Source organism: Paenibacillus amylolyticus (genome assembly GCF_003719335.1).
In the GTDB taxonomy this organism is placed as follows: domain Bacteria; phylum Bacillota; class Bacilli; order Paenibacillales; family Paenibacillaceae; genus Paenibacillus; species Paenibacillus amylolyticus_D.
This window is the reverse complement of the sequence record NZ_RIAS01000052.1, coordinates 1-600: the sequence shown is the minus strand read 5'-3', so window position 1 is coordinate 600 and position 600 is coordinate 1. Positions and strand designations below refer to the sequence as shown.

At 56.2% G+C, this 600-nt stretch carries 1 rRNA gene; it reads right to left on the bottom strand.

Going from position 1 to position 600, the window contains the following annotated elements:
* A 16S ribosomal RNA gene (locus tag EC604_RS29525) occupies positions 1–598 on the bottom strand; the annotation flags it as partial.
* Between the last annotated feature and the right edge of the window lie 2 nt (positions 599–600).

Sequence of the window (600 nt, the reverse complement as noted above, 5' to 3'; positions counted from 1 at the left end):
CCGCCTGCGCGCGCTTTACGCCCAATAATTCCGGACAACGCTTGCCCCCTACGTATTACCGCGGCTGCTGGCACGTAGTTAGCCGGGGCTTTCTTCTCAGGTACCGTCACCTTGAGAGCAGTTACTCTCCCAAGCGTTCTTCCCTGGCAACAGAGCTTTACGATCCGAAAACCTTCATCACTCACGCGGCATTGCTCCGTCAGGCTTTCGCCCATTGCGGAAGATTCCCTACTGCTGCCTCCCGTAGGAGTCTGGGCCGTGTCTCAGTCCCAGTGTGGCCGATCACCCTCTCAGGTCGGCTACGCATCGTCGCCTTGGTGAGCCGTTACCTCACCAACTAGCTAATGCGCCGCAGGCCCATCCCCAAGTGACAGATTGCTCCGTCTTTCCAGTTCCCTTCAGGCGAAGAAAACAAGTATTCGGTATTAGCTACCGTTTCCGGTAGTTGTCCCAAGCTTGAGGGCAGGTTGCCTACGTGTTACTCACCCGTCCGCCGCTAACCATCAGAGAAGCAAGCTTCTCTTCAAGTCCGCTCGACTTGCATGTATTAGGCATGCCGCCAGCGTTCGTCCTGAGCCAGGATCAAACTCTCCAATAAAG